The organism is Geothrix sp. 21YS21S-2 (assembly GCF_030846775.1).
GTDB lineage: Bacteria > Acidobacteriota > Holophagae > Holophagales > Holophagaceae > Mesoterricola.
In genome coordinates this window covers 107,286-133,064 of record NZ_CP132910.1, presented here as the reverse complement: position 1 = coordinate 133,064, position 25,779 = coordinate 107,286, and the positions used below count along the sequence as shown (strand labels likewise).

The following is a 25,779-nucleotide window of genomic DNA, read 5'->3' as shown; positions in this document are numbered from 1 at the left end:
TATTTCTGGCGGCCTACACTAGGAGGCTGTGCATGGACGAGGACCGCCAGGGCATCATCGACGCCGAGCACCTGCGCCTGCTGGCCCTGGGCTGGCGGATCTCGGCCGGGATCAGCGCGTTCATCTCCCTCTTCGGCCTGCTCTACGTGGCCATCGGGGTCCTCCTCTCCACCGTGCTCTCCCACCTGCCCCAGACCGGCCACGGCGGCCCGCCGCCCCCCGCCGTCGTGGGGTGGATCATGGGCTGCTTCGGATTCGCGTTCTTCCTTCTCTCGGCGGCGCTGGCGGTCCTCAAGTTCTACGTGGCCAGGAACCTGGACCGGAGGAAGGCCCGCACCTTCTGCCAGGTGGTGGCCGGCCTTTGCTGCCTGGGCATCCCCTACGGCACGATCCTGGGCGCGTTCACGTTCATCGTGCTGAGCCGGATGACGGTGAGGGACCTGTTCGCTACCAGATCCTGACCCGGTCCTTGGGCTCCAGGTAGAGCTTCTGCCCCGCCTTCACCCCGAAGGCCCGGTACCAGTCATCCAGGTTGCGCACCGCATCGGCCCGGTACTCGTCCGGCGCGTGGCCGTCCGTGAGGACCTGCTGGCGCAGGGCCGGCTCGCGCCGCTTCTCCCGCCAGGACTGGGCGAAGCTCAGGAAGAACTGCTGGTCGCCGGTGAAGCCCTGGCGCACCGGGTCGGGCCTGCCGCCCAGGGACAGGTGGTAGGCGTCGAACGAGGCCGCGAGGCCGGCCACGTCGGCGATGTTCTCGCTGAGGGTCAGGGCGCCGTTGACGGCGAGGTCGGGAAGGGGGCGGTAGGCGTCGTACTGCCTGACCAGCTGCGCCCCGGAAGCCTTGAAGTGGGCGAAGTCCTCGGGGGTCCACCAGTTGCTCAGGCGCCCCCGGGCGTCGAAGAGGGCGCCGGTGTCGTCGAAGCTGTGGCTGATCTCGTGGCCGATGGTGGCGCCGGTGGCGCCGTAGTCCAGGGCCTCGGCCCGTGCCGGGTCGAAGAAGGGCGGCTGGAGGATGGCGGCGGGGAAGTTCAGGGCGTTCATGGCCGGCAGGTTCACGGCGTTGACGGTCTGGGGGGTCATGACCCACTCGCCGCGGTCCACGGGCCTGCCGAGCTTGGCGAGGTTCCGGCGGTACTCGAACAGGTCGGCGCGCTCGGCGTTGCCGAAGGCGTCGCCGGGCACGACCTTGAGGCCGGCGTAGTCCGCCCAGCGGTCCGGGTAGCCCACCCCCACCTTCAGCACGGCGAGCTTGGCCTTGGCCTTGGCCTTGGTCCCGGGGGCCATCCACTCCAGGGCGTCGATGCGGCGCGCGAAGGCGGCCAGGATGTTCTTGACCATGGCCTGCGCCCGGGCCTTCTCGGCGGCGGGGAAGTGGCGCCTGACGTAGAGCTTGCCCACGGCCTCGCCCAGGGCCGCGTTGGTGGCGTCCACCCCGCGCTTCCACCGTTCGCGCAGCTCCGGCGTGCCCTGGAGCACCCGGCCGTGGAAGGCGAAGGACGCCTCCACGAAGGCCCGGGACAGATTGGGGGCGGCCTTCTCGATGGCGTGGAAGGCCAGCCAGTCCTTCCAGACATCGAGCGGCTCGGCCGCGACGAGCGCCGACAGCCCGATGAGGGCCGAGGGCTGCCACACCACGAACGTCCTTCGCCCTTCCAGCCCCGCGGCCCGGAAGAAGGCCTCCCAGTCCAGCCCCGGGGCCCGGGTGCCGAAGTCCTCCCGTTTCCAGTGGTTGTTCCCCTTCTGGACGTCGGCGGTGTCGAGGTTGTCCACGTGGATCCGGGCGATGCGCCCCTCCAGGGCCAGGATGCGCGCGGCCCTGGCGGCGGCGTCCTCGATCCCGGCCAGCCTCAGCATCGTCTCGATGTGGGCCAGGTAGTGGGACCGGGTCCCCTTCATGACCTCCGAGTCCGACAGGTAGTACTCCCGGTCCGGAAGGCCCAGGCCCCCCTGGAGGAGGAAGGGCGAATAGCGGGCGGGATCGTCCAGGTCCTGGGCCACCCACAGGCCCAGCAGGTTCGGGGTGGCGTAGTCGGAGTTGTTGAGGACGTCCACGTCGGCGCGCAGGGTGCGCCCCAGGGCCCCGGCCAGGGCCCGGGGGCCGTCCACGGCCCGGATGCGGGCCAGGGCGGGCTGGAGGGGCCTCGCGCCCAGCGCCTCGATGGCGGCCTCGTCCATGAAGCTGGCGTAGAAGTCGCCGATCTTGCGGGCCTCGGTGCCGGGCCGGGCCTTGACTGCCGCCTTGACGATGGCCGCGGTGCGCAGGGCCGTGAGCTCGGCCAGCTGGGTCCCGACGCCGGTGGAGCTGCGGTCGGGAGGGATGGCGGCGGCGCGCAGCCAGGCGCCGTTGGCGAAGGCGAAGAAGTCGTCGCCCGGGACCTTCGTGCGGTCCATGCCCTGGAGATCCAGGCCCTGGGGCCCGGCGTAGGCCACGAGGGCCGGAAGCGCGGCGAGGACCGGGAGACGCACGGTCCTAGTCCCTCACGATGCGGGTGCCGACCTTGGCGTAGTCCTCCCGCTCCAGGGCCTCGGGGCTGGTGATCAGCACCTCGTGGCCGCCGGAGGCCAGGAAGGCCAGGGCGGATTCGATCTTGGGTCCCATGGAGCCGGCGGGGAACTGGCCATCCGCCAGGTGCTTGGCGGCCTCGGTGGCCGTGAGCCGGTCCACCCAGCGCTGCGTGGGCTTGCCGAAGTCCAGGGCGACCTTGGGCACGCCGGTGAGGATGACGTAGGTGTCGGCCTTGAGCTTTTCGGCCAGCAGGGAGGAGAGGCGGTCCTTGTCGATGACGGCCTCCACGCCCACCAGGTACCCCGAGGCGTCGCGGATGACCGGGATGCCGCCCCCACCCCCGGCGATGACGCAGTGGCCGGCCTCCAGCAGGAGCTTGACGGCCTCCAGCTGGACGATCTCCACGGGCTTGGGGCTGGGGACCACCTTGCGCCACCCGCGTCCGGAGTCCTCCTTCATGTGCCAGCGCTTCTGGGCCTGCAGCTCCTTGGCGCGGTGCTCGCGGTAGAAGGGGCCCACGGGCTTGGTGGGGTTCTGGAACCCGGGGTCGTCCTTGTCCACCACCACCTCGGTGAGGATGGTGGTCACGGGCACCTGGAGGTTCAGGAAGCCCAGGCGGTTGATGAGCATGCGCTCGATCATGTAGCCCATGGAGCCCTGCGTCATGGCGTCGCAGATGTCGAGGGTGTAGGGGGGGATGCGGTTGGCGGCCTCCTCCTGCTGGATGAGGATGTTGCCCACCTGGGGACCGTTGCCGTGCACCACGCAGAGGGCGTAGCCGGCCTTGATGACGTTGCCGAACATCTCCGCGGTCTGCCTCGCGTTCTCCAGCTGCTCCTCCTGGACTCCGAGCTGCTTCTCCTGCAGGAGCGCGTTGCCGCCGATGGCGATGAGAGCGATTTTGCGGGTCATGGTCATCCCAATGAAAACGTTGATTCTACTTAGGCCTTCCCAGGAAGCAAGGACCTTGGGCACAACCTCCCCGGGCCCGGGGGACATTCGCCCCTGACGGATCGCCGGATCCAGGGTAAAATCCAGGTTTTCTGCGGATTCCCATGCACATCCAAGAACTGATCCTCCGACTGCAGCGCTTCTGGGCCGACCGGGGGTGCCTCATCGGCCAGCCCTACGACCTCGAGAAGGGCGCCGGCACGATGAACCCCCTCACCTTCTTCGGCGCCCTGGGCGCCAAGCCCTGGAACGTGGCGTACGTGGAGCCCTCCCGCCGCCCCAGCGACGGCCGCTACGGCGAGAACCCCTTCCGCCTCTACAAGCACCTGCAGATGCAGGTGCTCCTCAAGCCCTCCCCGGCGCGGGTGCAGGACCTCTACATCGAGAGCCTCGAGGCCATGGGCGTGGACCTGCGCAAGCACGACCTGCGCTTCGAGGAGGACAACTGGGAGGCCCCGACCCTGGGCGCCTGGGGCGTGGGCTGGCAGGTGATGCTCGACGGCATGGAGATCACCCAGTTCACCTACTTCCAGCAGGTGGGCGGCATGGACTGCCGGCCCGTGTCGGCCGAGATCACCTACGGCATCGAGCGCATCTGCATGTTCCTGGGCGGGCTGGACAACATCTACGACATCACCTGGGGCAACGTGAAGACCGACGACGGCACCTTCCCGGTGTCCTACGGCGCCGTGCGCCAGCGGGAGGAGTTCGAGCTCTCCGCCTACAGCTTCGAGCACGCCGACCTGGACCTGCACTGGAAGACCTTCGAGGCCTACGAGAAGGAGGCCTGGAGGCTCCTGGACGGCCACGGCCACTTCCTCTCGGGCTACGAGCAGGCCCTCAAGATGAGCCACACCTTCAACGTCCTGAACGCCCGGGGCGCGGTGTCCACCACCGAGCGCGCCGGCCTCATCAAGCGGGTGCGGGACCTCACCTGCGCCTGCGCGAGGGCCTTCGCCGCACATGAAGCGGCCGGGACGGAGGTGAAGGCATGAGAGAGCTCCTTCTGGAAATCCACTGCGAGGAGATCCCCGCGCGCTTCCTCTCCCCCCTCTCCACCGAGTTCGCCGACGGGCTCCAGGCCTGGATCAAGGAGAACCTGAAGGTCGAACTGCCCGTGGAGCGCTTCTATTCGCCCCGCAAGCTGGCCTGGCGCGTGCTCGAGCTGCCCGAGCTGCAGCCCGACCAGAGCGAGGTGCAGGTGGGCCCGCCCCAGCGCATGTGCGTGGACGCCGAGGGCCGGCCCTCCCAGACCGGCCTGAAGTTCGCCGAGAAGTGGGGCGTGGACTTCGGCGAGGTGAAGTTCGAGCAGCCCGCGGGCAAGAAGGAGCCCGTGGCGGTCGTCACCCTGGTCAAGCGGGGCCGGCCCACCATGGACCTGCTCGCCGAGGTCCTGCCCCGCCTCGTCGCGGGCCTCCACGTGCCCCGGGCCATGCGCTGGGGCTCCTCGGAGTTCGAGTTCGTGCGGCCCATCCGCAGCGTCGTCGCCCTCTACGGGCAGGACGTGGTCCACTTCGAGCTGGACGGCGTCAAGTCCGGATTCTCCACCTGGGGCCACCGGCTCTTCCACATGGACCACCCGGGCAAGGTGACCGTGGGCTGGCCCAAGGCCTACGAGGCCGTCCTCGAGGAGGCCGGCGTCGTGGTGGGCTTCCAGGAGCGCCGCGACCGCATGGCCAGGCAGATCGACGAGCTGGCCCTCGCGGCCGGGGGCCGCGTGGTGGCCGACGAGGAGCTGCTGTCCACCCTGGCGGAGATCGTGGAGTACCCGCGCATCGTGGCGGGCTCGTTCCCGGTGGACTTCCTGGACCTGCCCAAGGAGGTGCTGGTCGTCTCCCTCAAGGAGCACCAGAAGGCCTTCTGCGTGGAGGACGCCTCGGGCGCGCTGCTGCCCTGCTTCCTCACCGCCGCCAACCGCCCCGACGATCCCGACGGCTTCATCAAGAGCGGCAACGAGTGGGTGCTCCGGGCCCGGCTCTACGACGCCCGGTTCTTCTTCTCCGAGGACCGCAAGGCGCCGCTGCGCGACCGCATGGAGCGGCTCAAGCACCTCACCTTCCAGCGGGAGCTGGGCAGCTACTTCGACAAGACCCAGCGCATCGCGGCGCTCAGCTCGGCCATCGCCAGCGCCCTGGGCCTGGACGGCACCGACGGCCGGCTCGTGGCCGAGAGCTGCAAGTGCGACCTGGTGACCCTCATGGTCGGGGAGTTCCCCGAGCTGCAGGGCATCATGGGCGGCGAGTACCTCAAGCGCGAGAATGCCCACCCCAAGGTGTGGCAGGCCGTGAAGGAGCACTACCAGCCCATCTCCGCCGACGCCCCCATCCCCGCCTCCGACCTGGGCGGCGTGCTGGCCCTGGCCGACAAGCTGGACACGGTGGCCGGGTGCTTCTCCATCGGCATCATCCCCACCGGCTCCAAGGACCCGCTGGCCCTGCGCCGCGCGGGCCAGGGCATCGTGCGCATCCTCTTCGAGAAGGGCTGGAACCTCAACCCGGTTCGCGCCGCGGCCCTCGCCCTGGACGAGGTGGGCGCCAAGGCCACCCGGCCCAGGCAGGAGACCCTCGAGGCCCTGGAGAGCTTCTTCCGGGACCGCGTCGCCTACCAGCTGGAGCAGGCCGGCTACGCCGGCCCCGTGCGCCGCGCGGCGCTGGCCGCGGGCTGGACCGACCTGGTGGACCTCAAGGCCCGCTGCGAGGCCCTCGCGGCCTTCGGCGACGACCCCCGCTTCCTCAGCCTGGGCCAGAGCGCCAAGCGCATCGCCAACATCCTCAAGGACGAGACCCCCGGGGACCTGGACCCCGCACGGCTCCAGGAGCCCGAGGAGAAGGTCCTCGCGGCCACCCTGCCGGGCCTGGAAGGCGATCCGGACCACGCGTCCCTCCTGGCCGCCCTGGCCGGCCTGGCGGAGCCCCTGGAGGCCTTCTTCAACGCCGTGATGGTGAAGTGCGAGGATCCCGCCCTCCGGGCCGCGCGCCTCGCGCTGCTGCACCGTCTGCGCAGGGCCTTCCTGCGCGTGGCGGACTTCAGCCTCTGGCAGTAGCCCCTTCCGCACGTCCCCAGAGCCGTCCTCCGGCCGGAGTGGAGTATCCTGGCTCCCCGGGGGAGGCTCCATGGCCCAGCGGAACAAGGCATTCCAGGAAAACGCCGCCGGCGCGATGTTCGTGGACAGTTCCTGCATCGACTGCGGTACCTGCTACACCTTCCTGCCGTCGGTCTTCCGGGACGCGGGGGAGCACAGCGTCGTGCACCGCCAGCCCGGGGACCCCGCGGAGCGCCACCGGGCCCTGATGGCCCTCCTGGCCTGCCCCACCGCCTCCATCGGCACGTCGGAGAAGGAGGGCATGGCCCAGGCCATGGCGGGCTTCCCCGACCCCGTGGAGGACGAGGTGTCCTTCTGCGGCTTCACCTCCGAGAAGAGCTTCGGCGCCTGGAGCTGGTTCATCCGCCGGGAAGCCGGGAACGTGCTCATGGACTCCCCCCGGGCCGTCCCCGCCCTCCTGGCGCGCCTGGAGGCCCTGGGCGGGGTGGACCTGATGGTCCTCTCCCACAAGGACGACGTGGCCGACCATGCGCTCATCCATGAGCGCCTGGGCTGCCGGCGGGTCATGCACCGCGCCGACCTGGCGACTCCCCTGGAGTGGCCCGTGGAGGGCGAGGACCCCGTGGCCCTGGCCCCCGACCTGCTCCTCATCCCCACCCCCGGCCACACCGCCGGGAGCGTCTGCCTCCTCTACCGGGAGACCTTCCTCTTCACCGGCGACCACCTGTGGTGGAACCCCCGCCGGGGCAGGCTGTCGGCATCGAAGTCCTTCTGCTGGCACAGCTGGCCCCGGCAGCTGAAGAGCCTGGAGCGCCTGCTGGACTTCCGGTTCCGGTGGGTGCTGCCAGGGCACGGGCAGAGCTACCGGGCGGAAGACCCGGAAGCCATGCGCCGGGACCTGGAGACGGCCATCAGCCACCTGAAGAGGCTCTGATCACCTGGACATGTCCGGCTATTCCTTGCGCTCCCGCTCCGCCTCGCCGTACACCCCGTGGGGCAGGTCGAACTGGACGATCAGGTACCCGGCGAGGCCCGCATCGGCCGCCACCAGCACCCGGCGGTCCATCACGGCGATCTGCCAGGGTCTCCGGAGGTTCGCGCAATCCCTGAGGGCCTTCTGCCGGGCGAACGCATGCAGGGGACCCGGGCGGTTGTATTCCAGGGGATTCCCCTGGTGGAGCCTGTGGAGGGTCCGGTCCGCGAGGTTGAAGGCCAGGATCTGATCCCCCGAAGGTTGGCAAATGTAGAGGATCCCCGCCTGGAAGGCGAGCCCCTGCGGGTTGTCGAGGCAAGGGACGCCCTCGGCGATCCGGGTGGGCGCCGGGGGCGCCGTCACGAACCGGCTGCCGTCCAGGGAGCCCAGGACGGTGGTCACGGCGCCATCCGGCCGGACCCGGCGGATCGCATTGATGTCGCTCACGTAGAGGTCGCCCGAGGCGGCGTCCAGGGCGGAGCCGGCGATCCAGCCGAAGCGGGCGCTGGTCCCGGCGCCATCCTGGGCCGCCACGACCCCGTCCCCTCCACCGGCGAGCAGGGTCACCCGCCCCTCCGGGTCGATTCTCCGGATCCGCTGGGGCTCCAGGACCAGGATGTTCCCCGCCGAATCCAGGACCGTTCGCGCAAGATGCGAGAACTGCATGGACGGTCCAGGCCCTTCGGGCGGCAGGCTGGGGCCGCTGAACAGGGGCTGGGAGCTGCCGGCGATGGGCCAGACGGTCCCGTCCGGGTCCAGGCCGCAGATATAGGTCTCCTCCTCCATTCCATGGACCCGGGTAAGGACCGCCACCATCCGCCTCCGGCCGCCGATGGGGCTCCCCGCTGGCCGGACGCTCACATCCACGCACCGGAACGCCTGGAACCCATCGGCCTCCATGGAGGGCAGCCCCGAGGCCAGCTGCCCCCGGAAGCGGATGGGGGTGAGGGACCCGGGCCCATCGATCCGGCAGAGGCGGTCCGCCGTGACGGCCAGGCTTTTCCCATGGAGTTCCCTCAAGGCGGGATCCGGGTCGCCCACCATCTCGATCTTCATGAGGCTCCCCAGATAGGACTTTTCCAGCAGGGAACCCTGCAACTGCCCCGCCACCCCCGTGACCGTGGGAACATCCACGACGGGTCCGAACACCTGGGGCTGGGCCAGGGTGTTCAGCCCCGTCTGGACCTTGTGCGGAACCCCTTCGCGCGGCAGGACCCTCAGGGTGTAGACGGCGCTTTCCCCCCGGGCGGGGTCCGTGACCCGCACATGGACCACCCGGGGCGCCAGGACGAAGGGCGCCTGGTAGGCCATGCGGGCCCGGCCCTGGCCGCTGACGAAGCGGCCCCCGTCGGGCTCATCCAGGGTCCAGTGCCAGGCGCGGGGCCTGCCGTCGGCATGGGCCGCCGTGAAGCCGCAGGTGAGCCTGGAGAGCACCTGGTTCGGCGCGTTCGGGCCCACGGGGACGCCCTTCTGGGTGGCCAGGGCGATGGTCACCTGGCCCCAGGCGGGGGAAAGCGCCACGAGGGCGCCGATGGCGGGGAGGAAGGATCTTGGGTTTCGCATGGTGAAGGTTTTCTCCGGAGTTCCGTTATAAATGCTTAGTATCGGAACCCGGTTCCCCCTCCCGCGAAAAAATCACTCCTCCCGGCGCACCTCCACGATCTCCCCGCTGGTGTCGGCCAGCAGGCGCTGGAAGGAGGGATCGGCCCGCAGCACGTCCTCGGGACGCTCCCGATTCTCGGTCTCATAGGTGATGGCGGTGCGCGCGAGGCCCGGCAGGACCTGGCGCAGGGCCTCCAGGAGGTGGGGGTTGGAAAGCTCCCGCTCCAGGTCCTGGGCCGTGTTGCGCACGTTGGGAGGGAAGAGCCACTGGAGGACGCCGTCCTGGAACGTGAGGGCCGTGGCCATGTGCGGCAGGGAACCCAGGGTGCGGGGAAGCCCGCCGGGGGCCTGGCGGAGGGCCTCGCCCACGCCCTTGCGCAACTGCTCGAGGTTCCCGGGGTCCTTCACGGGGGCCGGGGCTGCGCTGGGGGAGGGCGCGGCGGAGGGTGCCTCAACCTGCCCGGATGTCGGGGCGGCCGTCATGGCGGGCCGGGTGCCGGGAGCGGGCGACGGAGGGACCGGAGGCGTGGGCCGGGCGGCGGGCGCCAGAACGGAAGGCTGGGCGGAGCCGGGGGCAGGACGAACGGGCGGAGGCGGCGCCATGGGGGCGGCGGCCATGGCCGTGCCGGTCACGGGCAGCGGCCTGGTGCCGCCGGGGCGGGCGGCGGGGGCGGGCTGGCCCTTCACCATGGCGTCCAGGGGAGCCAGGTGGGGCAGCTGCGCGGCGGTGAGGAGGGCCAGTTCCACCACCACGTCGGGCAGGCTGGTGTCCCGCAGGTCCCGTTCCCGGGAAAGCAGCAGCTGGAGCATGCGGGCCCAGCGCAGGAGGTCCTGGGGGCCGGCCCCCTGGCGCACGTCGGACTCCATGCGGTCCCGGAAGGCCATCATGAGCTCCCGCCAGAAGCTGATCCAGTCGGTGCCCAGCTCGGTGAGGGCCCGGCAGTTGTCCAGCACCGCCCCGCTGTCGGCCGCCAGCAGCGCCTCCAGCATGGCCTGCACCCGCACGGCGGGCACGATGCCCAGCTGTTCGCGGACCATGGCCTCGCCCACGTGGCCTTCGCCGGCGGAGATGACCCGGTCCAGGGTGGTGAGGGCGTCGCGCATGGAGCCCTGCCCCGCCTCGGCCAGGAGGCGCAGGGAGCCCTCCTCCCAGGTGACCCCCTCCTGCTCGCACACCCACCGCAGGCGGGCTTCCACCATGGCCACGGGGATGAGGCGGAAGGGGAAGATCTGCACGCGGCTCTTGATGGTGTCGGGCACGTCCTGCAGCTCGGTGGTGGCCAGGACGAAGACGGCGTGGCTTGGCGGCTCCTCCAGGATCTTGAGCAGCGCGTCGAAGGCGCTGCGGCTCATCATGTGCACTTCGTCGATGATGTAGACCCGGTAGCGGCAGAAGGCGGGCCGGGTCTGAACCTGCTCGCGCAGGGCCCGGGCGTCCTCCACGGAGGAGCGGGAGGCGGCGTCGATCTCCACGATGTCCATGTTCTGGTCCGGCTGTTCCGACGCCCTGCAGGAATCGCAGACGCCGCAGGGCTCGGCGGTGGGGCCCTCCATGCAGTTGAGGGCGCGGGCCAGGATGCGGGCGGTGGAGGTCTTTCCGGTGCCGCGGACGCCGGCGAACAGGAAGGCCTGGTGGTGGATGGCCCCTCCGCTCGCCTTGGCCTTCTTCAAGGCGTTGGCGAGGGCGCGGACGCTGGCCTCCTGCCCCACCAGGTCGGAAAGAATGCGGGGACGGTATTTGAGGGCGAGTGTAATCATGGAACCGTCATTCTCCCATGATCCCGCGTCGCGCCGACATCACATGCTCTCGAAAAGGCTGCGGTGGGCGGCGACGAGGGGGCGGCACGGCGGCACGACCCGGGTTTCCTTGGCCTCCCGCCTCCGGGACCGCGGGAAGGTCGCCTGGAGGACGCCCGCCACCTGCGCCACGTAGTCCCCATCCAGGATGAACAGCCAGTCGTTGCGGGCCAGCACGTCATAGAAAGGGTCGTCCTTGAGCAGGCGCAGGCCGCCCACCCAGGCCCCGGAGGCCCCGCTGTCCTTGGCCCGGCGGGCGAAGGCCCCGGGGTTGTGCACGGGCATGAGGGGGGCCACGGCCAGGTTCACTTCGATCCCGGCCTTGGCCAGGCGCTCCATGGCGGCCCAGCGGGAGGGGATGGGCGGGGACCGGGGCTCCACCACCTGGCGCACCGTGTCGTCGTCCGTGGGGATGGAGAAGCCCACCCGCACCCGGGGCCCGAAGGCCTTGAGCAGTTCCAGGTCCTGCAGCACCAGGGGGGAGCGGGTGTGCACCAGCACGCGGGTGGTGGGGCACTTCAGGAGCACTTCCAGGCAGGCCCGGGTGAGGCGGAACTCCCGCTCCAGGGGCTGGTAGGGGTCGGTGGCGGAGGCGAGGAACACCGTCTGGCCGTGCAGGCGGTGACGCTGGTTCCAGAGGAGTTCGGGGGCGTTCAGCTTGGGCACGGCCCAGGTGCCCCACAGGGCCCGGTCCACGGGCTTCCCCTTCTCCCCGGGCAGGGCCTGGGGGTAGTCCCGCACGTAGCAGTAGCGGCAGCCGTGCTCGCAGCCCCGGTAGGGGCTGAGGGCGAACCCGAAGCCGTAGCGGTCGTCCTTCTGGGGCCGCAGGATGCTCCGGGCCTCCTCGGGCTCCACCTGGAGGTCGTGGAACAGCTCCCTGGGATGCTCGAGGGCGAGAAGCGGCGGCGTCATACCTGTATGATTCGCCTTTTTTTCGTGGCGTCAAGGGTGCATTCCGTCACGACCCCCGCCAGCCCGTTGACGCGGCCCCCTCCAGGCAGCCTAGACTTCCTTAAATCATTATCCAGTTTGCGATTACCGGAAGGATGGCCCATGCGTCAACTCAAAGGCAAAGCCGTGGTCGCCCAGGGGGGCGGTCCCACCGCCGTCATCAACCAGAGCCTGGTGGGCCTGGTGATCGAGGCCCGGAAATGGCGCTACATCACCAACGTCTACGGCGCGCGGTTCGGCGTGAGCGGCATCATCAACGAGGACTTCCTCGACCTCTCCCAGACCACCACCCACAACCTCGAGATGGTCGCCGCCAGCCCCTCCTCGGCCCTGGGCTCCACCCGGGTCAAGCCCGACGAGGCCTACTGCGCGCGCATGGTGGAGGTCTTCCAGAAGCACGGGGTGCGGTACTTCTTCTACATCGGCGGCAACGACTCCGCCGAGACCTGCCGCATCGTGGCCACCTACGCCAGGCTCGTGAACTACGAGCTGCGGGTCATCCACATCCCCAAGACCATCGACAACGACCTGGCGGTGACCGACCACTGCCCGGGCTTCGGGTCCGCGGCGCGCTTCGTGACCTCGGCCTTCGCGTGCCTGGACCTGGACAACTTCGCCATCCCCGGCGTCTTCCTGGGCGTGGTCATGGGGCGTCACGCGGGCTGGCTCACGGCGAGCTCGGTCATGGCCCGGCGCGACCCCAAGGACGGGCCGCATCTCATCTACGTGCCCGAGCGGGTCTTCGACACGGACCGCTTCCTGGACGACGTGGAGCGCGTCCATTCCGCCTACGGCCGCTGCGTGGTGGCGCTCTCCGAGGGCATCGTGGGCGCCGACCACCGGCCCGTGCTCACGCACCTGCAGCCCGAGTCCGAGTTCGACGCCTTCGGCAACGTGCAGCTCTCCGGCCGCGGCACCCTGGGCGACGCGCTCTCCGACGCCATCAAGCAGCGCCTGGGCATCAAGCGCGTGCGGTGCGACACGTTCGGGTACCTCCAGCGCTCCTTCCTGGGCGTCATCTCCGACTCGGATTCCAGCGAGGCCCGGGACGTGGGGGAGACCGCCGTGCACTTCGCCTTCAACCGCCAGGTGAACGGTTCGGTGGCCATCCGCCGCACCGGGGACTACTCCGTGGACTACTTCCTTACGCCGCTGGAGACCGTCGCCGCCCACACCAAGCTGCTCCCGCCCGAATACCTCAAGGGCGACAGCGACATCGACGAGTCCTTCCGCGACTACGCCCGGCCCCTCATCGGGACCATCCCGCACTTCGACCGCATCATCGCGCCCAGGGTCGATCCCGCGAGCGCCGAAGCCTGAAGGAGTCCGCCATGATCCGCCTGTCCCTCGCCCTCTGCGCCGCCCTCCTCGCGGGCGCCCAGGAACCCCTGAGCCTCCCGGCCGTCCCGGCCGAAGGCCCCTCCCTCGCCTCCGCCCTCAAGGGCCGCGCCACGGTGCGCCTCCTGGTCGGACCCGCGCCCGCCCTGGCCGAGGCCGGCCAGCTCCTGTGGGCCGCCCAGGGCGAGAACCGTCCCGGCAGGCGCACCGTACCCTCCGCCAAGGCGAAGTATCCCCTTGAGCTCTATATCCTCACCGCCGATGGGCCGGGGATCAAGGCGGGCTTCTACCACTACCTCCCCGGGGGCCACAGGCTGGCCCGGCTGGGCGACGCCGCCCCGGAGGTCCTGGGCCGGATCAAGGGCATGCAGCCCTGGATCAAGGACGCCCCCGCGGTCTTCGTGGTGGCGGGCGATCCCACCCGCCTCGAGAAGTCCGGCACGGGCCCCGCCCTCGCCTTCACCTACTACGAGGCCGGCTCCGCCGCCCAGGCCCTCCTCCTCCAGGCCACGGCCCTGGGGCTGGGCGCCGGCACCGCCGCGGGCGTCGATCTGGCGGCCGTGGGGGCCGAGCTCAAGCTGCCCGCGGGGATCCAGACCCTCATGCTCCTGCCTGTGGGACATCCGAAGCGCTGAGCGCGCCCAGGCGCTCCTGCAGTTCCTCCATGCTGAAGGGCTTGGACATCAGGGTGACCCGGGGCCAGGCCTCGACCAGATCCAGGGCGGTCTGGTCCACCCGGCCCGTGGCCAGGAGCACGGGCACGTCCGGCCTGAGGGCCCGCAGGAGCGGGAGGGTTCCGGCCCCGCCCAGCCCGGGCATGTTCATGTCCAGGATCACCACGTCGGGGCTGCTTGATTCAAGCAGGGCCAGGGCCTCCTCGCCGCTGCGCGCGGCGGCGATGCCGTGGCCCAGGATGCCCAGCAGGATCCCGGTGGACGTCTGGATCAGCTCGTCGTCGTCCACCAGGAGCACCTGGAGGGTCCCCTGGCCGGGGCGCGCCGCGGACGCGCCGGAGGCGGCGGAGGGCGCGGGCGCGGCCTCGCAGGCCGGGAATCTCATCGCCACGAGGGTGCCCTGCCCCGGCCAGCTCTTCAGCTCCAGGACGCCCCGGTGGGCCTTCACGGTGCTGTAGACCAGGGACAGGCCCAGCCCGGTGCCCTTGCCCACGCCCTTGGTGGTGAAGAACGGATCCAGGGCCTTCTCCAGGACCTCGGGGGCCATGCCGGCGCCGGTGTCCTCCACCTGGACCTCGATCCAGGCGTCGCCCACGTTGCGGGTGCGCAGGGCCAGGGTGCCGCCTTGGGGCATGGCGTCCACGGCGTTGACGCAGAGGTTCATGAACGCGTGGGCCAGGGCGCCGGGATCCCCGCGCATGGGCCTCAGGGCGGGCGCCAGGGCCAGTTCCAGCTGCACCCGGGAGAGGGTGGTGCGCTCCAGGATCCGCACGTTGTCCATGAGGACCGCGTTCACGTCCAGTTCCGTGTCCTCCGCGAGGCTGCGCCGGGCGAAGGCCAGGAGGCTCTTCACCAGCTCCCGGCCCCGCACCGCGGCCCTGGTGATGGTGTCGAAGGCCTGGTGGGCCGGGCTCTCCGGGGGCTGGACCTCCAGGTGGGCCGTGGCCAGGCCCAGGATCGCCCCCAGGACGTTGTTCATGTCGTGGGCAACGCCTCCCGCGAGGCTGCCCAGGCTTTCCATCTTTTGGGTCTGCTGGAGCTGGGCCGACAGGACCTGGCGCTGGGCCTCGGCCTGGCGGCGCTCGGTGATATCCAGGATCAGAGCCACGAAGTAGTCCACCCCGCCCCCGGGCGTCCTCACGCAGCGCACCGCCAGTTCCGCCTCCAGGATCCCTCCGTCCTTCTTCAGGAACCGCTTCTCGAGGGCGTAGCCTTCCAGTTCGCCCCGCATGACCTGCTCGAAGCGGACCTGGTCCGCGGCGAGGTCCCCGGGATGGGTGAGATCCGCCCAGCTCCTGCCCTTGAGCTCCTCCCGGCCGTAGCCCAGCATGTCGCAGAGGTGGTCGTTGACCTCCAGCCACCCCTTTTCCGGCGAGGTGATGCAGATCCCGATGAGCGGGAGGTCGAACCAGGCGCGGAAGCGCGCCTCGCCCTCCCGGGCGGCCACGGCCTTGATGCGCCGGGCGGTCTCCCGCTCCAGCTCGCGGGTGGACGCCTGGAGCTTGTCGGTCATGGCGTCGATGGATCCGGCCAATTCCCCGAATTCGTCCATGGGGCCGGCGCCGAAGCGGAAGTCCAGGTCGCCGTCGGCAACCCTCCTCACCCCCGCGTGAAGCGGCTCGAGGCGCCTCCGGATGAGCCGGGCGAGATGCGTGGCCGCGAGGCTGGTGACGACGGCCAGGGTGGACGCGAACAGGCCGATGATGATGGCGAGCCGCCGGTAGGCTTCCTCCACCCGGGCCCCGGTGCCCCTTTCAAGGTTCGCGGCGAGACCGTTGTAGGTGGCGGCCTTGAGGAGCATCTGGCTGTAGAGCCTTTTGTCGAGCTCCTCCAGGATCTCCCGGTTCCCGCCGGCCCTCTGCAGGGCGCCGGTGTTGGCCACGATGCGCTGGAAGATGGAGGCGTTCTCCTTCAGGAGCAAGCGCAGCTCCTCGATCGTGCCCGCATCCCCCTCCTCGCGGAAGAGGGCGCCGGCCTTGAGCAGCAGCGCGTCGCCCTCGTCCAGGTGAAGGAACCACTGCCGCTTCGCGCGCTCCTCCCGGTGCAGGAAGTACTGGTCCCGGGCCGAGTTGCGCTCCAGGAAATTGACCTTGACGGCGTTGGCCAGGAGGTATTCGCTCTTGGCGCGCCGGAAGGCCAGCAGGGACCCCGCCACCACCGGCACCATGAGGAGGAGGGCCGCCAGCGTCGCGGCGGAGATGAGCCTCAGGCGGGACGCGATGCGCATGCCGGGCTACCGCGTGAACCGCACGGCCTCGGGCCGCACCGCCCGGAGGCTGTCGAGGTGGATGTAGTCCCGGTAGTCCGGCATCGCCTTCCGCTCCGCGAGGTTGTTGTTCATGGCCCACCGCGTCTCGTCCTCCAGGGTGATCAGGAGGGTCTGGTCCAGGAGGACCCGGTAGCGGAAGCTGTTCCACACCTCCCGCACCAGCTCCGGGGCCGTGCCCGTGGCCTTGGCCACGATGGCCTGGGCCTCCCCGGGATGTTCCTTGACGAAGCCTTCCGCCCGGATCAGGGCGCGGAGCAGGCGCTCCGCCGCCGCGGGGTTCCGGCGCACGAAGGCCTGCTGGGCGGCGATGTTGAAGGTCTCGGTGAAGACCTCCCGGTCGTAGATCAGGATCCCGTTGGCGCCCAGGCGCCGCTTGATGATGGCCAGGGGGTAGTTCCAGGTGCAGGCCGCGTCCACCCGCCCCTCCATCAGCGCCCGCTCCATCTCGTCGGACCCCATGGGCACCCCGTGGATGCCCGTCCTCGGGAGCCCGACGGCAAGGAGGATGGCGTCCATGAAGACCTCGGACGTGGTCCCCGGCGTGAAGGCGATGCGCTTGCCCCGCAGGTGCGCCGGTTCGGAGATGCCCGCGTCCCGCCGGGCCACCACGGCGACGTTCATGTCGCTGGCCTCGATGTTGGCGATGATGGTGATCCTCTCGCCCTTGAGCACGCTGAACATGAAGGGCGTCTCGGCGACGGTGGCGAAATCCGCCTTCCCCTCCACCACGTCCTGGAGGCAGGCCTTGCCGTAGCTGTGGATGACCGGGCTGACCTCGAGGCCCTCGGCGGCGAAGTATCCCTTGGCCGCGGCCACGTTGACCAGGGTGCTCTGGGGCTGGATCGTGTAGGCGAGGGTGATGCGGTCCCCCGGACCCGCGGCCGCGGACCGCCGGCACCCCGGGGCCGCGCACGCGAGAAGGCCGCAGATCAGCAGGAGGGCGTGGGAAAGGACGGTCCGGAGGGCCATGGGCTGCCTGTAAAGTGTTGAGCAGCCTGGATTATGAACTATCTTTTTGGTCCAGAAAGGGGAAAGTTGAGTTTTCCAAACAGGGAACCGCCCAGCCTTCCCGCGGGTCATGGGAAAGCCGGGGATCGCCCGGGACCCCGCGGATGCGTTCAAGAACCCGCGGGTGCCCCCGGAATCATCCCCCGCCGGGTGGATCAGGCCCAGGTCATCTCGGCCGTGAAGTGCCGCAGGTACTTGGTCTGCTTGGCGATGCGCACGCCGCGCACCTCGTGGGCCTTGGCCTTGAGTTCGCAGATCACCTCGGCGGCGAAGTCGAAGTGGCTCTGGGTGTAGACCCGGCGCGGGAAGGCCAGGCGCACCAGCTCCATGGGGCCGTAGTGCTCCACCCCGTCGTCGTCGCGGCGCCCGAACATCACCGAGCCGATCTCCACGCCCCGGATGCCGCCCTCCAGGTAGAGGGCGTTGGCCAGGGACCAGGCCGGATAGTCCTGGGGTCCCAGGTGGGGCAGGAACGCCTTGGCGTCGATGTAGACGGCGTGGCCGCCGGTGGGCTCCACGATGGCCACGCCCCCGGCCAGGAGCTTCTCGCCCATGTACTCGGCGGTGCGCAGGCGGTAGCGCAGGTAGTCCTCCTGAAGGACCTCCTCCAGGCCCACGGCCAGGGCCTCCAGGTCGCGCCCGGCCAGGCCCCCGTAGGTGGGGAAGCCCTCGGTGAGGATGAGGTTGTTGCGCGCGGCCTCCACCCAGCGTTCGTCCTTGAGGGCGATGAAGCCCCCGATGTTGACCATGCCGTCCTTCTTGGCGCTCATGGTGCAGCCGTCGGCGTACCGGAACATCTCCTGGGCGATGCTCTCGATGGTGCGGTCCTGCATGCCCTCCTCGCGGAGCTTGATGAACATGGCGTTCTCGGCGAAGCGGCACACGTCCAGGATGAGGGGCTTGCCGTAGCGCTTGAGGAGCTCGCTGTAGGCGCGGATGTTGGCCATGGACACGGGCTGGCCGCCGCCGGAGTTGTTGGTGATCGTGAGCATGCCGAAGGGAACGCGGTCCCCCTTGGTCTTCAGCAGGTCCTCCACCTTGCCCAGGTCGATGTTGCCCTTGAAGGGGTGGATGGTGCGGGGCTGGGTGCCTTCGGGGATCACCAGGTCCGCGGCCTCGACGCCGCCGAACTCCAGGTTGGCGCGGGTGGTGTCGAAGTGCGTGTTGTTGGGGACGATGTCGCCGTTCTTCGTGGCCACGCCGAAGAAGATGCGCTCGGCGGCGCGGCCCTGGTGCGTGGGGATGATGTGGGGGTAGCCGGTGAGCTTCTGCAGCACGGCCTGGAGGCGGAAGAAGCTGCGCGCGCCGGCATAGCTCTCGTCGCCCTCCATGATGGCGCCCCACTGCCTGGCGCTCATGGCGCCGGTGCCGGAGTCGGTGAGGAAGTCGAGGATGACGTCCTGGGCGCGGAGCTTGAAGACGTTGAGTTTCGCGTCGGCCAGGAGCACGTCGCGCTCGGCGCGGGTGGTCATGCGGATGGGTTCGACGCTCTTGATGCGGAAGGGTTCGATCATGGTCTTGGGCATGGGTACCTCGGAGGGTGGGTTCGTGGAGGAAGGGGGGACGCGGCTGCTCAGAGCGCCCTATCCTCGCACGCGGAGCGCGCTTCGTGCTCCGCCCTCCGCTGCTTGCTCCGGCACCCAGGAATCATTCAAGCCTCCGCGAGGGTCCGGAGGCCCTGGAGAGCCTTTTCCATGGTCAGGAAGACCGGCAGGCCGGCCTTCATGAGCGCTTCGCGGTACGGTTCGTAGAGGGCCCCGCCCTCCACCGCCACGCCCACGCGCTTGCCCGATTCCCGCGCCAGGGTGGCCAGCGCCCCGGCGAAGGCATCCATGCCGGCGGGATCCGTGGTGTCCAGGCGCCGCGTGAAGGGCACCAGGCCGATCACCAGGGTGTCGGCGGCGGTGGCCGCCACCAGGCGCGCCGCGGCAAGGTACGCCGCCTCGTCGGCCATGGGCGTGACGTCCAGGGGGAGCCTGGGGTTCACCAGCTCCGAGAGCTTGTGGGCCTCCAGCAGGGCCTTCAGGGACACCACCTCGTTCTCCGCCAGGACGTGGCCCGTGACGGCCCCCTCCAGCAGGTCCGCGCTCGCCACGCTCTCGTAGCCGGCGTTGCTGATCACCGCCACCCGCGCGGGCTTGCCCGCGGGGAAGGCCGACACCCACGCCAGCGCGGCGTCGAAGACGCCCATGCTCTCGCACACGATGATCCCCGCGCGCTTGAGGAGGGCCTTCTGCAGGGCCCAGTCCCCGGCAAGGGCCCCGGTGTGGCTGCTGGCGGCCTTCTGGCCCTCGCTGCTGCGCCCGCCCTTGTAGAGCACCACCCACTTGCCCTTGGCGATCACCTCGCGCGCCGCCAGGGCCGTGGCCAGGAGATCGCCGGGCTGGAAGCCCTCCACGTAGGTGGCGATGACCCGGGTCTGTTCGTCCCCGCCCAGGGCCGCGATGAAGTCCGAGAGGCGCACGTCGATCTGGTTGCCGATGGACACCGCGTAGCGCAGCGGCAGCCCCGGCGCCGAGGACAGGCGCGAGATGAGGAAGGCCCCGCTCTGGCTCACCAGGGAGAGGGAACCGCCCCTGGCCTCCACGGGCAGCTTCTCCTGGGGGATGAACAGGGTGTTCACCCTGCCGTCGCTGCTGAGGAAGCCCAGGCCGTTGGGTCCCACCAGGGCCGGCGTCCACAGGCCCCGGGCCCGGCGCCGGGCCAGGAGGTCCGTGAGGAAGGCGCCGCGGCCTTCGGTGTCGGCGCCGTCGCCCACGCCGCCGGGGACCAGGTACACCACCTGGGCGCCCCCGCCCTGCTCGCAGAGCTGCTGGATGGCGGCCACCGTCTGGGCCGCGGGGAGGCAGAGGATGAGCATGTCCACGGGCCGCGCGGCCAGGTCCTCGATGCCCCCAAGGCAGGGAAGGCCGTCGATCTCGGCGGTGCCGGGCTTGATGGGGAGGATGGCGGCGCGGTCCAGGGTGGAGGTGAGGAGGTTGTCGAGGATCATGCGGCCCGGAGTGCCGGGCCGGGCGGAGATGCCGGCCAGGGCGACGGTGCGGGGCTTGACCAGCAGGTCCAGGAGCTGGGCGGGAGGCAGGCCCTTCGGGGCGGCCGGAGCGGCCTCGCCGAGGCTCCCCACGCCGTCCAGGGCCACGGGCCGGCCCTCGGGATCCAGGACCACGGGGTTCATCTCGAGGAGTTCGGCCCCGCGGCTGTCCAGGAGGTCCGCCAGCGTCCACAGGCCGCGCAGGTAGGCGAGCACGGCGCCCTCGGTGGTGAGCGCCTTGCCCTGGCGCAGGGTGCCCAGCCAGACCCGGCCCAGGTAGTGGGCCTTGAAGTCGGCCAGGGCCTGCTCGGGGGTGACCAGGGCCAGCGGCCACAGGCAGGGGCGGATCTCCTCGCCCCAGGCGTTGGTGTGGAGCCCGCCGATGCCCAGCACCACGGTCCACCCGGCCTCGGGGGTGCGGCGCAGGGCCACCAGGGCCTCCGTGGGCAGGCCCGGCACCTTGCGGAAGTCAACCATCTCCACCACCAGCATGCCCACCCAGGACCCCCCGGCGGTCTTCTCCATGGCCTGGGCGTGGGCCCACGCCGTCTCCGCGTCGAAGGCCTCGAACCGCACCAGGCCGATATCCGACTTGTGCCACACGTCCTGGGCGACGCCCTTGAGCACGACCTTCTCGCCGGCCTTGAAGGGCAGGCGGTCCACGTCCGCGCGGGTCCGGACCAGACCCCGCCGCAGCCCCGGCAGGCCTGCCAATTCCAGCAGGTCGTAGGCTTCCAGCTCGTGGATGAAGGTGCTCATGAAGACTCCGGGCAGCAAACGGGATTATCCCTGGCCCGGCAAGTGCAGGGGGTCACGAACGGGCCTGCGGCTTCGCCCCGGCTGTCCTCTGCTCCAGGTCGTCGAGGAGGTCCTTGTAGTAGCTCGCGTCGGTGTCCGTCTCAACCCCCGCGCCCGTGATGGAACCCGTCGTCGTATCCATCCATTCCTGGTGGATCAGCATCCGGACCACGGCGGTGCCGTCGGGCTGGGGCGTCACCAGCATGGATCCGCCCACCTTGACGATGTGCTTCGAATCGGAGGTCCGGCCTTGAAAGACCCGGGTGAAGCTGATGATGCCCAGGGAACTCTCGGCGGACCGGATGACGTACTGGTGGTCGAGGAGGACCTCGATGGCCCTGGTCATGAGCCCGGCCGCAGGCAGGGTCCGGCAATGGGCCTGCAGGGTGGGAGGCGGCGCCCCGGCCAGGGCGGCGGGGTGGGAAAGGGCGATTCCCAGGGCCAGGAAGGCGTGCAGGGGGAGGCGGGTCATGGGACACCTCGTTCCGGGAAGGATCGTTGAAGGGTAGACCCCCGCCGGCACTGAAGGTTGACTAGCCCCCGAAGCTGACCCACCCGGCCCGGCCCGGAATCTCGATGCGGGAGAGCTCCCGCGCGGGAGGATTCGCGGCCTTCAGCTCCGGCACCCAGTCCGCGTGCGTGCGCACCCGCACCTCCCGGTCCCGCAGGCCCTGGAGGAAGGCCTCGAAGGTGCCGGCCAGGGCGCCCCCTTCCACCTCGGTGTGGAGGGCGTAGACGTTGAGCGCGTCCTCCCGCAGCAGGGACCAGACCTTCTCGTTCACGTCGGCCGCGGTCATGCCGTCCAGGCCCAGGTACTCGTCCAGGGTGGGCAGCGTGGTGGGCACCTGGAGGGTGGCCAGGGTGCGGCCCTTCACCACGGGGTAGAAGGGCGACAGGCCCCGGCAGTCCCCGGCGTAGTCCAGCCCGTACTGCTCCTGGATCTCCAGGGTGGCGTCGTTGCAGCGCCAGGCGGGGCTCACCGCGCCCCGGGCGGCCTCGCCGAAGACCTCCCGGAAGGCGGCGTGGGCGTCCCGGAACCAGGCTTCCAGCCACGGCCGGGACTTGCGGTCCAGGAGGTCGTGGTACTGCACGTGGTCCCAGCCGTGGATGGCCACCTCGTGCCCGGCCTCGCGGGCGCTGCGGATCTCGGCGGCGGCGCGCTTCCAGATGATGGGGGCCGGCAGCAGGACCCCGTACATCATGGTCTTGAAGCCGTAGAGCTTCGCCCCGCCGGTGCGGCGCATCTTCTCCAGGAAGCCCTTGCGGAAGATGCGGCGCAGGGCCTTGCCGGAGTTGTCCGGCCCGAAGCTGAAGTAGAAGCTGGCCTGCATCTTCTGCTTGTCCAGCATCCGCAGCAGGGCGGGAATGCCCTTCAGGGAGCCCTCGAGGGTGTCCACGTCCACGCGCAGCGAAATCGTCTTCATGGGATCGATTCTACGCCGCCGAACCCTCTTTGAGGATCTCTTCGAAGCGCCGGAACAGGTGGGCCCGGGGGCCCTCGGGCACCTTCTTCAGGCGCATGCCGGCCTGGTCCGGGGTCCTGCCGCCCTTGTACTGGTTGCAGGGGAGGCAGCAGGCCACGAGGTTCTGCCAGGTGGAACGGCCACCTTGGCACAGGGGGACGATGTGGTCGATGGTGTCGGCGCGGTTGTGGCAGCCCTCGTACTGGCAGGTGTAGTGGTCCCGCCGCATCACCCTGCGGTCCAGGCGGCCCATGAGGAGCTTGCTCTCGGAACAGGCCTGGGCGTGGGGGAAGATGATCAGGAAGATGGCCCCGAACGGGTCCACGGAGCGGTCCAGGTTGGCGGGGTTGAGCACCTGGGCGCGGCCGGCGGCCACGGCCCGGATCGCCTTCCTGCGGGCAACCTCCATCATGGGCACGTAGTTCCTGTCCACGGCGATAATGGTGTTTGTAAGCGCTTTAGGCTGCAACGCTTGCCCCCGTTTCCTATCGTTTTATTCCTGGCCGGCTCCTGAACTAGTAATCCGATTACCCCGGTTGCCCGGGATGGTATGTGCCTGACCTAGTCTATCCAAAAGGGCACGGCCGGGATACGGCAGTCTTCCTGCGGGGGCGGTATGCTTCGGGAATGGGGATCTTCAATTTCATCTACCGGACCCGTCTCTCCCGAACCCTCCGCCTGATCCGGGTGGGAAGGCCGCCCACCGCGGACCCCCGCGGCCTTCCGGCCATCCCGGTCCCCGCCGCCCGGGTGCGGTGCCTCCTGGAGCCCGCGGCGCTGCGGACCGCGCTCCTGGAGGGCATCGCCGCGGCCCGGCGGCGCATCTACATCACGGCCCTGTACCTCCAGGACGACGCCGCGGGGCGGGAGATCATGGATGCCCTCCATGCCGCGGCCCGCGCCCACCCGGGCCTGGAGATCCGGGTCCTGGTGGACTGGCATCGCGCCCAGCGGGGCCTCATCGGCAAGGCCCGGAGCCGGGGCAACGCCGCCATGTACGAGGCGTATGCGGCCCGGGAGGGCTCCGGCGTGGCGGTCCTGGGGGTGCCCGTCCAGACGCGCGAGGTCTTCGGCGTCCTGCACCTCAAGGGCTTCATCCTCGACGACACGGTGATCTACAGCGGGGCCAGCCTCAACGAGGTCTACCTGAACACGTCGGGACGCTACCGGCTCGACCGCTACCACGTGATGGAGAGTCCGGCCCTGGCGGACTGCATGGTGAACTACCTGCGCCGGGTGGTGGCCAGCCCCGCCGTGACCTCCCTCACCCAGCCGCACCCGCCCGCCACCCGGAGCCTGCGGGGCGCCATCCAGGCCTTCCGCCGGCACCTGCGGGGCGCCCGCTACGAATTTGCCGCGGCCCGGCCCGGCCCCGGGGAGGTCGGCGTCACGCCCCTCTCGGGCTTCAGCCGCTCGCGGAACCCCCTCAACGACACGCTGATGGCCCTGGTCCAGGCCACCGAGCGCAGCCTGACCCTCTACACGCCCTACTTCAACCTGCCCCGGCCCCTGGCCCACGCCGTCTCCCGCCTGCTGGACCAGGGCCGGGAGGTCACCATCGTGGTGGGGGACAAGACCGCCAACGACTTCTACATCCCGCCCGGGGAGCCCTTCCGGTTCATCGGCCTGGTGCCCTACCTCTACGAGGCCAACCTCCGGCGCTTCACCCAGAAGCACCGGGAGGCCCTGGAGAGCGGGCGCCTGATCATCCACCTCTGGCGGCACGACGGGCATACCTTCCACGCCAAGGGCCTCGCCATCGACGGCCGCATCGCCGTCCTCACCGGCAACAACCTGAATCCCAGGGCCTGGAACCTCGACCTGGAAAACGGCCTGGTGATCCGGGACCCCGAGGGCCTGCTCGCGCAGATGCACGCCCTGGAACGGGAGACCATCCTGGCGCACACCACCCGGCTCCGCTCCAGCCAGGACCTGGAAACCCTGGCCAGCTATCCGCAGCCCGTGCGCAAGGCCCTGAAGCGCCTGAACCGGATCCAGCTCGACCGGTTCGCGAACCGGCTCCTCTGACCCCGGGCGCCCCCAATCTGATGGAATGCTCGCCCCGGCCCGGATTCGGAAGCGACTAAGGGTTGGGATCAATCAAAATAGACCCTGGCATCATTCCTGCTCCCTGGAGGGTTCCCATCGTTCCACGTCCCGGTGGGCGAACCAACGACCCCCCAAGGAGACACCATGCCGCTCATCAACCTCGTCATCATCCTGTGCGTGGTCGGAGTCCTGCTCTGGCTCATCAACACCTACATCCCCATGCAGTCGACCATCAAACGGATCATCAACATCGTGGTCATCATCGCGGTCGTGATCTGGCTGCTGTCGGTCTTCGGGATCATCTCCAACATCGGGGATGTGCGGGTGGGACATTCCGGGCGTTACCGCTAGCATTTCAGCTTCGCTTCACCGGCGCCGGCATGGCCGGCGCCGGTTCTGTCCCGGAAGGAATCGAGGGCGGTCAGGGACCGGGTTCCGGCTTAGGCTTGGTCTTCCGGGAGAGGAGGACCGGTTCCGGTTCCTCGGCGAGGGGATCCACGACGGACAGGTACCTGGGAAGCCGGAGAGGGGCCTGGGGCGCCTCGGGGAACCCATGGGCCCCCGTCTTCGGGTTGGGCGGGATGGCGTGGAGGCTCCCCGGGGCGACGGCGACGGCCGGGTCCGAGGCCGTCATGGGAAGGCACAGGAGGAGAAGCAGGTGATGGGTGCGCATGGGGACCTTTCCTGGATGGATCGCCGGGTGATCGGGACGGCCCCTTTCTTCCTGGGCCAGGCAGGGATCGCACCTTTCGGGCCACATGAATAAGTTCTTTATTTGCATTTTTTAATGCAGAATGCCCTGCCGGCGGGAGGTCGTGTCCTTCAATTCGGAGCCCCGCCCCTTTCACATTGATCGACCCGCCCGGGAAACGGGGTCTTCGGGTCGGCATAAATTATTGGATAAGGACAGGTTGGACCGATGGCACGGCACGTGCTCCTCCAGGGTCTTGGCAAAGGAGCCACCATGAAGAAGACCCTTCTGCGACTCGCCCTTCCCGCGGCGCTGGCGATTTTCGCCTGCGCGCCCGGATACACCCTGGTGCCGCAGCCCCAGGGCGACGAGGGCGTGCGCATGTCCCCCGACGCGCCGCCCCGGGCCAGGCGGGAAACCCGCCCCGTCCGCCCCGGCCGGAACCACATGTGGATCAACGGCTACTGGGAACGCCAGAACGACCAGTGGGCCTGGGCCGGCGGCCGATGGGAGGAGCCCGCCCGCAGGGGCTCCAGGTGGATCAAGCCCAGGTACCACCATGAGAAGGACGGCTACCGCTACGAAGCAGGACGCTGGTCCAAGTGATCCATCCCCCCATGGAAGGCAGGCAATCC

22 protein-coding genes are annotated in these 25,779 nt (G+C 70.0%); 9 read left to right on the top strand and 13 right to left on the bottom strand.

Features of this window, described 5'->3' with window-relative positions; genetic code table 11:
- Positions 1-32 precede the first annotated feature (32 nt).
- Entirely contained in the window at positions 33-461 is a 429-nt protein-coding gene (locus RAH40_RS00575; protein ID WP_306600095.1) for a hypothetical protein, read from the top strand.
- Here RAH40_RS00575 and RAH40_RS00570 read toward each other — a convergent pair.
- Both RAH40_RS00570 and arcC read right to left on the bottom strand, forming a co-directional pair.
- The gene (locus tag RAH40_RS00570) at positions 448-2,466 is read right to left on the bottom strand and encodes a M13 family metallopeptidase (protein ID WP_306600094.1); all 2,019 of its coding nucleotides are present in this window, start codon (positions 2,464-2,466) and stop codon (positions 448-450) included. The two genes, RAH40_RS00575 and RAH40_RS00570, sit on opposite strands and share 14 nt — an antisense overlap.
- A gap of 4 nt (positions 2,467-2,470) precedes the next feature.
- The gene (arcC, locus tag RAH40_RS00565) at positions 2,471-3,418 is read right to left on the bottom strand and encodes a carbamate kinase (protein ID WP_306600093.1); all 948 of its coding nucleotides are present in this window, start codon (positions 3,416-3,418) and stop codon (positions 2,471-2,473) included.
- Positions 3,419-3,561: 143 nt separating this feature from the next.
- On the opposite strand from arcC, the gene RAH40_RS00560 reads away from it, so the two are divergent.
- The 3 genes from RAH40_RS00560 (at position 3,562) to RAH40_RS00550 (ending at position 7,434) form a co-directional block, all read left to right on the top strand.
- Positions 3,562-4,452: a glycine--tRNA ligase subunit alpha gene (locus RAH40_RS00560; protein ID WP_306600092.1), complete on the top strand. Its 891-nt coding sequence runs from the start codon at positions 3,562-3,564 to the stop codon at positions 4,450-4,452.
- A complete protein-coding gene (gene glyS, locus RAH40_RS00555; protein WP_306600091.1) occupies positions 4,449-6,500 on the top strand; it encodes a glycine--tRNA ligase subunit beta in 2,052 nt (683 codons plus the stop codon). Before RAH40_RS00560 ends, glyS begins: the two co-directional genes overlap by 4 nt.
- Positions 6,501-6,570: 70 nt before the next feature.
- Positions 6,571-7,434: an MBL fold metallo-hydrolase gene (locus RAH40_RS00550; RefSeq protein WP_306600090.1), complete on the top strand. Its 864-nt coding sequence runs from the start codon at positions 6,571-6,573 to the stop codon at positions 7,432-7,434.
- Between the two features lie 18 nt (positions 7,435-7,452).
- Here RAH40_RS00550 and RAH40_RS00545 read toward each other — a convergent pair whose 3' ends face one another.
- From RAH40_RS00545 to RAH40_RS00535, 3 genes are all read right to left on the bottom strand, one after another.
- Positions 7,453-9,036, bottom strand: coding sequence for a hypothetical protein (locus RAH40_RS00545; protein ID WP_306600089.1), 1,584 nt, complete (start codon positions 9,034-9,036; stop codon positions 7,453-7,455).
- Positions 9,037-9,108: 72 nt separating this feature from the next.
- A complete protein-coding gene (dnaX, locus tag RAH40_RS00540; protein ID WP_306600088.1) occupies positions 9,109-10,833 on the bottom strand; it encodes a DNA polymerase III subunit gamma/tau in 1,725 nt (574 codons plus the stop codon).
- A gap of 39 nt (positions 10,834-10,872) precedes the next feature.
- The gene (locus RAH40_RS00535) at positions 10,873-11,784 is read right to left on the bottom strand and encodes a radical SAM protein (protein ID WP_306600087.1); all 912 of its coding nucleotides are present in this window, start codon (positions 11,782-11,784) and stop codon (positions 10,873-10,875) included.
- Between the two features lie 141 nt (positions 11,785-11,925).
- On the opposite strand from RAH40_RS00535, the gene RAH40_RS00530 reads away from it, so the two are divergent.
- Positions 11,926-13,143: a 6-phosphofructokinase gene (locus RAH40_RS00530; RefSeq protein WP_306600086.1), complete on the top strand. Its 1,218-nt coding sequence runs from the start codon at positions 11,926-11,928 to the stop codon at positions 13,141-13,143.
- An 11-nt stretch (positions 13,144-13,154) separates the two neighbouring features.
- Complete coding sequence (locus RAH40_RS00525) at positions 13,155-13,796, top strand: SagB/ThcOx family dehydrogenase (RefSeq protein ID WP_306600085.1); 642 nt, start codon at positions 13,155-13,157, stop codon at positions 13,794-13,796.
- On the opposite strand, the gene RAH40_RS00520 is transcribed toward RAH40_RS00525, so the two are convergent.
- The 7 genes from RAH40_RS00520 to RAH40_RS00490 form a co-directional block, all read right to left on the bottom strand.
- The gene (locus tag RAH40_RS00520; protein WP_306600084.1) at positions 13,762-16,062 is read right to left on the bottom strand and encodes a PAS domain S-box protein; all 2,301 of its coding nucleotides are present in this window, start codon (positions 16,060-16,062) and stop codon (positions 13,762-13,764) included. The two genes, RAH40_RS00525 and RAH40_RS00520, sit on opposite strands and share 35 nt — an antisense overlap.
- A gap of 6 nt (positions 16,063-16,068) precedes the next feature.
- A complete protein-coding gene (locus RAH40_RS00515) occupies positions 16,069-17,073 on the bottom strand; it encodes an ABC transporter substrate-binding protein (RefSeq protein ID WP_306600083.1) in 1,005 nt (334 codons plus the stop codon).
- Between the two features lie 194 nt (positions 17,074-17,267).
- On the bottom strand, positions 17,268-18,638 hold the full coding sequence (locus tag RAH40_RS00510) for a tryptophanase (protein ID WP_306600082.1): 1,371 nt from the start codon (positions 18,636-18,638) through the stop codon (positions 17,268-17,270).
- Between the two features lie 125 nt (positions 18,639-18,763).
- Positions 18,764-20,902 (bottom strand): acetate--CoA ligase family protein, encoded by a 2,139-nt coding sequence (locus RAH40_RS00505; protein ID WP_306600081.1) that lies wholly within the window; start codon positions 20,900-20,902, stop codon positions 18,764-18,766.
- A 52-nt stretch (positions 20,903-20,954) separates the two neighbouring features.
- Positions 20,955-21,413 carry a hypothetical protein gene (locus tag RAH40_RS00500; RefSeq protein WP_306600080.1) on the bottom strand — a complete coding sequence of 153 codons (459 nt, stop codon included), beginning with the start codon at positions 21,411-21,413 and terminating at the stop codon, positions 20,955-20,957.
- A 61-nt stretch (positions 21,414-21,474) separates the two neighbouring features.
- Positions 21,475-22,365 carry a polysaccharide deacetylase family protein gene (locus RAH40_RS00495; RefSeq protein WP_306600079.1) on the bottom strand — a complete coding sequence of 297 codons (891 nt, stop codon included), beginning with the start codon at positions 22,363-22,365 and terminating at the stop codon, positions 21,475-21,477.
- A 10-nt stretch (positions 22,366-22,375) separates the two neighbouring features.
- Positions 22,376-22,816, bottom strand: coding sequence for an HNH endonuclease (locus RAH40_RS00490; RefSeq protein ID WP_306600077.1), 441 nt, complete (start codon positions 22,814-22,816; stop codon positions 22,376-22,378).
- Between the two features lie 215 nt (positions 22,817-23,031).
- Here RAH40_RS00490 and pssA point away from each other — a divergent pair, with 215 nt between their 5' ends.
- Both pssA and RAH40_RS00480 read left to right on the top strand, forming a co-directional pair.
- A complete protein-coding gene (gene pssA / locus RAH40_RS00485; RefSeq protein WP_306600076.1) occupies positions 23,032-24,432 on the top strand; it encodes a CDP-diacylglycerol--serine O-phosphatidyltransferase in 1,401 nt (466 codons plus the stop codon).
- 165 nt (positions 24,433-24,597) lie between these two features.
- Positions 24,598-24,804, top strand: a complete 207-nt coding sequence (locus RAH40_RS00480) for a Thivi_2564 family membrane protein (RefSeq protein WP_306600075.1) — start codon at positions 24,598-24,600, stop codon at positions 24,802-24,804.
- A gap of 70 nt (positions 24,805-24,874) precedes the next feature.
- Here the strand turns inward: RAH40_RS00480 and RAH40_RS00475 are convergent, their stop codons facing one another.
- A complete protein-coding gene (locus RAH40_RS00475) occupies positions 24,875-25,126 on the bottom strand; it encodes a hypothetical protein (protein WP_306600074.1) in 252 nt (83 codons plus the stop codon).
- Positions 25,127-25,417: 291 nt separating this feature from the next.
- On the opposite strand from RAH40_RS00475, the gene RAH40_RS00470 reads away from it, so the two are divergent.
- Positions 25,418-25,750, top strand: a complete 333-nt coding sequence (locus RAH40_RS00470; protein WP_306600073.1) for a hypothetical protein — start codon at positions 25,418-25,420, stop codon at positions 25,748-25,750.
- Positions 25,751-25,779: the final 29 nt, after the last annotated feature.

Excerpts from the sequence above, each read along its gene's own strand:
- RAH40_RS00525 (WP_306600085.1), top strand. The coding sequence starts at position 13,155 with ATGATCCGCCTGTCCCTCGCCCTCTGCGCCGCCCTCCTCGCGGGCGCC.
- dnaX (WP_306600088.1), bottom strand. The coding sequence starts at position 10,833 with ATGATTACACTCGCCCTCAAATACCGTCCCCGCATTCTTTCCGACCTG.
- RAH40_RS00545 (WP_306600089.1), bottom strand. The coding sequence starts at position 9,036 with ATGCGAAACCCAAGATCCTTCCTCCCCGCCATCGGCGCCCTCGTGGCG.
- RAH40_RS00510 (WP_306600082.1), bottom strand. The coding sequence starts at position 18,638 with ATGCCCAAGACCATGATCGAACCCTTCCGCATCAAGAGCGTCGAACCC.
- RAH40_RS00495 (WP_306600079.1), bottom strand. The coding sequence starts at position 22,365 with ATGAAGACGATTTCGCTGCGCGTGGACGTGGACACCCTCGAGGGCTCC.
- RAH40_RS00530 (WP_306600086.1), top strand. The coding sequence starts at position 11,926 with ATGCGTCAACTCAAAGGCAAAGCCGTGGTCGCCCAGGGGGGCGGTCCC.
- pssA (WP_306600076.1), top strand. The coding sequence starts at position 23,032 with ATGGGGATCTTCAATTTCATCTACCGGACCCGTCTCTCCCGAACCCTC.
- RAH40_RS00480 (WP_306600075.1), top strand. The coding sequence starts at position 24,598 with ATGCCGCTCATCAACCTCGTCATCATCCTGTGCGTGGTCGGAGTCCTG.
- RAH40_RS00575 (WP_306600095.1), top strand. The coding sequence starts at position 33 with ATGGACGAGGACCGCCAGGGCATCATCGACGCCGAGCACCTGCGCCTG.
- RAH40_RS00505 (WP_306600081.1), bottom strand. The coding sequence starts at position 20,902 with ATGAGCACCTTCATCCACGAGCTGGAAGCCTACGACCTGCTGGAATTG.
- RAH40_RS00490 (WP_306600077.1), bottom strand. The coding sequence starts at position 22,816 with ATGATGGAGGTTGCCCGCAGGAAGGCGATCCGGGCCGTGGCCGCCGGC.
- arcC (WP_306600093.1), bottom strand. The coding sequence starts at position 3,418 with ATGACCCGCAAAATCGCTCTCATCGCCATCGGCGGCAACGCGCTCCTG.
- RAH40_RS00550 (WP_306600090.1), top strand. The coding sequence starts at position 6,571 with ATGGCCCAGCGGAACAAGGCATTCCAGGAAAACGCCGCCGGCGCGATG.
- RAH40_RS00515 (WP_306600083.1), bottom strand. The coding sequence starts at position 17,073 with ATGGCCCTCCGGACCGTCCTTTCCCACGCCCTCCTGCTGATCTGCGGC.
- RAH40_RS00475 (WP_306600074.1), bottom strand. The coding sequence starts at position 25,126 with ATGCGCACCCATCACCTGCTTCTCCTCCTGTGCCTTCCCATGACGGCC.
- RAH40_RS00470 (WP_306600073.1), top strand. The coding sequence starts at position 25,418 with ATGAAGAAGACCCTTCTGCGACTCGCCCTTCCCGCGGCGCTGGCGATT.
- glyS (WP_306600091.1), top strand. The coding sequence starts at position 4,449 with ATGAGAGAGCTCCTTCTGGAAATCCACTGCGAGGAGATCCCCGCGCGC.
- RAH40_RS00500 (WP_306600080.1), bottom strand. The coding sequence starts at position 21,413 with ATGACCCGCCTCCCCCTGCACGCCTTCCTGGCCCTGGGAATCGCCCTT.
- RAH40_RS00560 (WP_306600092.1), top strand. The coding sequence starts at position 3,562 with ATGCACATCCAAGAACTGATCCTCCGACTGCAGCGCTTCTGGGCCGAC.
- RAH40_RS00520 (WP_306600084.1), bottom strand. The coding sequence starts at position 16,062 with ATGCGCATCGCGTCCCGCCTGAGGCTCATCTCCGCCGCGACGCTGGCG.
- RAH40_RS00535 (WP_306600087.1), bottom strand. The coding sequence starts at position 11,784 with ATGACGCCGCCGCTTCTCGCCCTCGAGCATCCCAGGGAGCTGTTCCAC.